This is a genomic window from Vibrio sp. OPT46, from assembly GCF_015163535.1.
GTDB classification, from domain to species: domain Bacteria; phylum Pseudomonadota; class Gammaproteobacteria; order Enterobacterales; family Vibrionaceae; genus Vibrio; species Vibrio alginolyticus.
This window is the reverse complement of record NZ_JADDYG010000250.1, coordinates 32,761-38,493: the sequence shown is the minus strand read 5'-3', so window position 1 is coordinate 38,493 and position 5,733 is coordinate 32,761. Positions and strand designations below refer to the sequence as shown.

General features: G+C 45.2%; 4 protein-coding genes. 2 read left to right on the top strand and 2 right to left on the bottom strand.

Annotated features, from left to right (window positions below; genetic code table 11):
- A partial coding sequence (locus IQR33_RS32845) for an MFS transporter (RefSeq protein WP_228013862.1) occupies nt 1-463 on the top strand: 463 nt, incomplete at its 5' end.
- A gap of 209 nt (nt 464-672) precedes the next feature.
- On the top strand, nt 673-2,235 hold the full coding sequence (locus IQR33_RS11150) for a methyl-accepting chemotaxis protein (RefSeq protein ID WP_017819900.1): 1,563 nt from the start codon (nt 673-675) through the stop codon (nt 2,233-2,235).
- Nucleotides 2,236-2,376: 141 nt separating this feature from the next.
- On the opposite strand, the gene tkt is transcribed toward IQR33_RS11150, so the two are convergent.
- Nucleotides 2,377-4,368 (bottom strand): transketolase, encoded by a 1,992-nt coding sequence (gene tkt, locus IQR33_RS11145; RefSeq protein WP_042522667.1) that lies wholly within the window; start codon nt 4,366-4,368, stop codon nt 2,377-2,379.
- A gap of 125 nt (nt 4,369-4,493) precedes the next feature.
- Complete coding sequence (gene tal / locus IQR33_RS11140; RefSeq protein WP_005373488.1) at nt 4,494-5,444, bottom strand: transaldolase; 951 nt, start codon at nt 5,442-5,444, stop codon at nt 4,494-4,496.
- Nucleotides 5,445-5,733 lie beyond the last annotated feature (289 nt).

Genomic DNA, 5,733 nt, shown 5'->3' with positions numbered 1-5,733 from the left:
CTTTGATTTTGATAAAGCGGCGGGAGTGATCGAATGGCACGTGTTGGGTATGTTTGCACCTGCGTTTGTCACGGGCCGTCTGATAGAGCGGTTTGGCGCTAAGAATATGATTTTGGCGGGTGGATTGCTATTTGTTGCTTGTATTGGAATTAATATACATGGAGTGTCTATCTGGCATTTTAGTCTTGCTTTAATCCTGTTAGGAATAGGGTGGAACTTTATGTTTATCGCAGCAACTGGGCTGTTTAGTCAAAGCTATGAAGCGAAAAACAGAAGCAAGGCTCAAGCGTTTAATGAATTCTTCGTGTTCAGTTGTGTCACCATCACCGCATTACTATCTGGTTGGCTTGAGTCTACCGTAGGTTGGCAGAATCTTAATTTGTATGTTCTTCCATTTGTGTTACTCGTTATCGCGATGTTTGCGTTAAAAACGAATAAAAAGCCAGAATCACAAACCGCTTAATTAAGTCTTAATATATAACCCGGCCTATCGTGTCGGGTTTGTTTATTAGCTCAAATCAACAATCTCTTCTTTATGTTTTTATCGATAATGTGAATTCCCACAATAAAAATGTCGATTTGATAAGACTTTTTATCTAACTTTTTGTAATAAAAATAAAAATCCTGTATATATCTTGCCGAAAATCAATAAAAACTAAAGAAGTTTCGTCTATGTCAGCCAATATTTCTCATAAAGCTCAAGAAACTCTCGTGAGGGAGTCTGAGGAACTCGTCTCAACAACGAACTTACAAGGTGTTATTACATATTGTAATGAAGCCTTTTGCCGCGTTGCTGAATACACTCACGAAGAACTTGTCGGTCAGAACCATAATATAGTTCGTCATAATGATATGCCTAAAGCCGCTTTCGGTGATATGTGGGCACGCCTTAAACAAGGTAAAGCCTGGCGTGGAATGGTTAAGAATGCCACTAAGTCTGGCGGTTACTATTGGGTTGATGCTTATGTCACCCCTATCTACGAAGACAACCATGTTGTTGGGTATCAATCAGTGCGCGTGAAACCAAAGCGAGAGTGGGTTGATATTGCGACAAAAGCCTACAAAAGCATGCGTGCTGCAGAGAAGTCTGGCCGAACTTGGTCGTTGAAAATCAATGAAACCATTCGCTATGCGATTCTACTTGGTGCACTAACCGCACCTGCAACCGCATATGCGTTGTCTGTTGAAGGGCCGTTGGCTTGGCTTGCAAGTGCGTTACCTGCAAGTGTTCTAGCTCTGTTATTCCGCCAAGAGTTAATTGATACACCTCAGCAACTTAAAAAGTTACAAAAGCAATATGACAGCGTAAGTCGCTTGATCTATTCCGGTAACACGGCATTTTCGATTGCCGATTTCCATATCAAAATGCTATCCGCAAGAATTCGAACCGTGTTAGGAAGAATGACTGACTCCGCATTGCCTTTGCAGCATTGCGCCGAAGAGCTCAGTCAAACAACGGCAGAAGTCTCGGCTGCATTAAATCAGCAAAATACCGATATTCATCGTGTGCGAGATGCTACCCAAGAGGTGGAGTCGTCGGCAAATTCGGTTTCTTCGAGTACCAATGATGCCCATATGTTGATTGATGATACATTGAAGTCATGCTTGATGGCGAAGGAGACCATTGATCAAACGCACACCAATCTAGCGAAGTTAAGCCTTCAAGCTGAAAAAGCGACGGAAACGACGTATCAACTGAGTGATCAGGCGCAGAAGGTGAACCATTTGATGGAAGAGATTGGTGGGATCGCAGAGCAAACCAATTTACTGGCACTCAACGCGGCGATTGAAGCGGCAAGAGCAGGGGAGCAAGGTCGTGGTTTTGCTGTTGTAGCTGATGAGGTCCGCGCGCTTTCTGGGCGAACATCCAATGCAACTGAACAAATCCAAGCCTCTATCTCCACTATGTTGGCAACGATTCAAAGTTGGCAGAAAGATATTCTGGCAAACAAAGAGCAAACCGATGCCTGTTCTCAAGTAGCAGAACAAAGCGCGTTGCGTTTGTCTGAAGTTGAACAGATGATGCAAACCATGAGTGGGCTGATGGTTGATGTAGCAGAAGCGGCGAATAACCAGTTAAAGCTATCTAGTGATGTAAACCAGCACATTCATTCTATTGCTTCGACCGCAGAACAAAACTTGGCAGCAACACATTCAGTTGAGCAAAATAGCCGACAGTTGAAAGACCAAGTACAAGATTTCTATCAGCTCGCACTTCGATTTGAAGACAAATAGTCGTAACGAAAGTTGTGATGTTTATGTCCTGGCTGCGTTTATGCGAATAGGAGCCAGATAAAAGAAAGCCCCGCCATTGCTGGTGGGGCTTTTCAGTTTTCACATTCGCAATAGAGAAAACTGACTATCTTTTTACTGCAATTACGCGAGTAGCTCTTTTGCTGTGTTCACTACGTTTTCAGTCGTGAAACCAAACATTTTGAATAGTTCGCCAGCTGGTGCAGATTCACCGAATGAAGTCATACCGATGATGCGACCGTCGAAGCCTACGTACTTGTACCAGAAGTCAGCAATACCTGCTTCAATTGCGATACGTGCTGTTACGTCTGATGGCAGTACAGCTTCACGGTAAGCGGCGTCTTGTTTGTCGAATGCGTCTGTTGATGGCATTGAAACAACGCGTACTTTCTTACCTTCAGCAGTTAGCTGTGCTGCTGCTTCTACTGCTAGTTCAACTTCAGAACCTGTTGCGATAAGGATTAGCTCTGGCTTGCCTTCGCAATCTTTCAGAATGTAAGCACCTTTCGCGATGTCTGCTACTTGTTCTGCTGTGCGCTCTTGTTGCGCAAGGTTTTGACGAGAGAAGATAAGTGCTGTCGGTGCATCTTTACGTTCAATCGCTAGTTTCCAAGCTACAGCGGACTCAACTTGGTCACATGGACGCCATGTGCTCATGTTTGGTGTTAGGCGTAGCGATGCCATTTGCTCAACTGGTTGGTGAGTTGGACCATCTTCGCCAAGACCGATAGAGTCATGCGTGTACACTTGGATGTTCTGAATTTTCATCAGCGCAGCCATACGCATTGCGTTACGTGCGTACTCCATGAACATTAGGAATGTTGCGCCGTAAGGAACGAAACCACCGTGTAGCGCGATACCGTTCATGATCGCTGTCATACCGAATTCACGTACGCCGTAGTGGATGTAGTTACCAGAGAAGTCGCTTGCCTCTAGAGACTTAGAACCAGACCACATGGTTAGGTTAGAAGGTGCTAGGTCAGCAGAGCCACCCATGAACTCTGGTAGTAAAGCACCAAATGCTTCTAGAGCATTTTGAGACGCTTTACGTGATGCAATGTTTGCTGGGTTAGCTTGAAGATCAGCAATGATTTGGCTTGCTTTCTCTTCCCACTGTGCAGGAAGCTCACCGTTTACGCGGCGTTTAAATTCAGCTGCCAGCTCAGGGTACGCTGCTTCATAAGCTGCAAATTTCTCGTTCCACGCTGCTTCCTTAGCTGCGCCTGTTTCTTTCGCTGACCATTCTGCGTAGACTTCTTGCGGAATTTCAAAAGGACCGTGCTCCCAACCTAGTTCTTTGCGTGTTGCTGCGATTTCTTCTGCACCTAGTGGCGCACCGTGACAATCGTGTGAACCAGATTTGTTTGGTGAACCAAAACCGATGATAGTCTTAGTACAGATAAGTGTAGGACGTGGATCCGCTTTCGCCGCTTCAATTGCTGCGTTGATTGCGTCAGCATCGTGACCATCGACTGCAGGGATTACGTGCCAACCGTAAGCTTCGAAACGCTTAGGTGTGTCGTCAGAGAACCAACCTTCAACGTGACCGTCGATAGAGATGCCGTTGTCATCCCAGAACGCGATCAGCTTGCCTAGACCTAGAGTACCTGCAAGAGAACATGCCTCGTGCGAAATACCTTCCATCAGACAGCCGTCGCCCATGAACACGTAAGTGAAGTGGTCAACGATGTCGTGGCCTTCTTTGTTGAACTGTGCTGCTAGCGCTTTTTCAGCTAGAGCCATACCAACCGCGTTAGTGATGCCTTGACCTAGCGGACCCGTTGTGGTCTCGATTCCTGGCGCGTAACCGTACTCTGGGTGACCAGGAGTTTTAGAGTGAAGCTGACGGAAGTTTTTCAGATCGTCGATAGACAACTCGTAACCTGCAAGGTGCAGTAGAGAGTAAATCAGCATTGAGCCGTGGCCGTTAGACAGTACGAAACGGTCGCGGTCTGCCCACTCAGGGTTTGATGGGTTGTGGTTTAGATGAGAGCGCCAAAGAACTTCAGCGATGTCAGCCATACCCATAGGTGCACCTGGGTGACCAGAGTTAGCTTGTTGAACACCATCCATGCTTAGCGCACGGATTGCATTTGCTAGATGTTTACGATCCATAGTGATTACTTCTCGATATTTGATTTAAATAGAGGGAACTCGCCGAAACAAGTTCAAATAGAATTTTTTGAAAATAGTGCTGATGGTAAAAGCGAGTAGACGGGCTACTCGCTTTTGGTAAGCAATTAAAGCTTAGCTTCGATCATCGCTTCTAGTTTGCCTTGGTCAACGGCGAAGTTGCGGATACCTTCAGCCAGCTTCTCAACAGCCATTGGGTCTTGGTTATGTTCCCATAGGAACTCAGCGTGAGTCATTGGTGCTGGACGCTCAGCTGCGCCTTTAGAATCAACTAGTTTCTCAACTACTTCACCTTCAGCTGCTTCTAGTTCTGCAAGTAGAGCAGGAGCGATAGTTAGACGGTCACAACCAGCTAGTTCTAAGATCTCACCGATGTTACGGAAGCTTGCGCCCATAACTACAGTTTTGTAGCCGTATTCTTTGTAGTAGTTGTAGATCTTAGTTACAGATAGTACGCCTGGATCTTCTTGAGCTTCGAAGTCACGGCCTTCTTTCGCTTTGTACCAGTCCATGATACGACCAACGAATGGCGAGATTAGGAATACACCCGCTTCTGCACAAGCACGTGCTTGAGCGAACGAGAATAGAAGCGTTAGGTTACAGTTGATGCCTTCTTTTTCTAGGATCTCAGCTGCGCGAATGCCTTCCCAAGTTGAAGCCAGTTTGATAAGGATACGGTCGTTAGTGATGCCAGCATCGTTGTACATTTTCACTAGTTGACGAGCTTTCGCTACGCTGCCTTCCATATCGTAAGATAGACGAGCGTCTACTTCTGTAGAGATACGACCTGGGATAGTTTTTAGGATTTCTTTACCGATGTTTACTGCAAGCATGTCACAAGTATCTTGAACTTGTTGAGCTTTGTCGTTGCTCTGTGCTTTAGCGTATTCGATTGAAGCATCGATTAGAGGTGCGTACTCTGCGATTTGAGCGGCTTTAAGGATAAGAGAAGGGTTAGTTGTTGCGTCTTCTGGCTGATACTTTTTAATTGCATCAATTTCGCCAGTGTCTGCTACTACAGTCGTTAGTTTACGAAGTTGCTCTAACTTGTTGCTCATAATCGATCATCCTATTTAAATGGGCTTAAGCGTGATTTTTGTTATCACAGCTTGTGCATTTGCAAGCGAGTTAGCTAACCGTCTCATCGCATTTAATGAGACATCTGCTCAGCCAACTACGGAAAATTTCGTTACCGAACAAATGCTATGAACATTTGATCGATAGCTGAGTAAATGATGTGTCCATATTTATCCTATCTATGCTGAAAGTCAATCGCTGAAATGGACTTATAGTGAACTTCATCAACGTTTTTTTACTGTGTGTTTAGTGGTTAACCCAAATAAACGT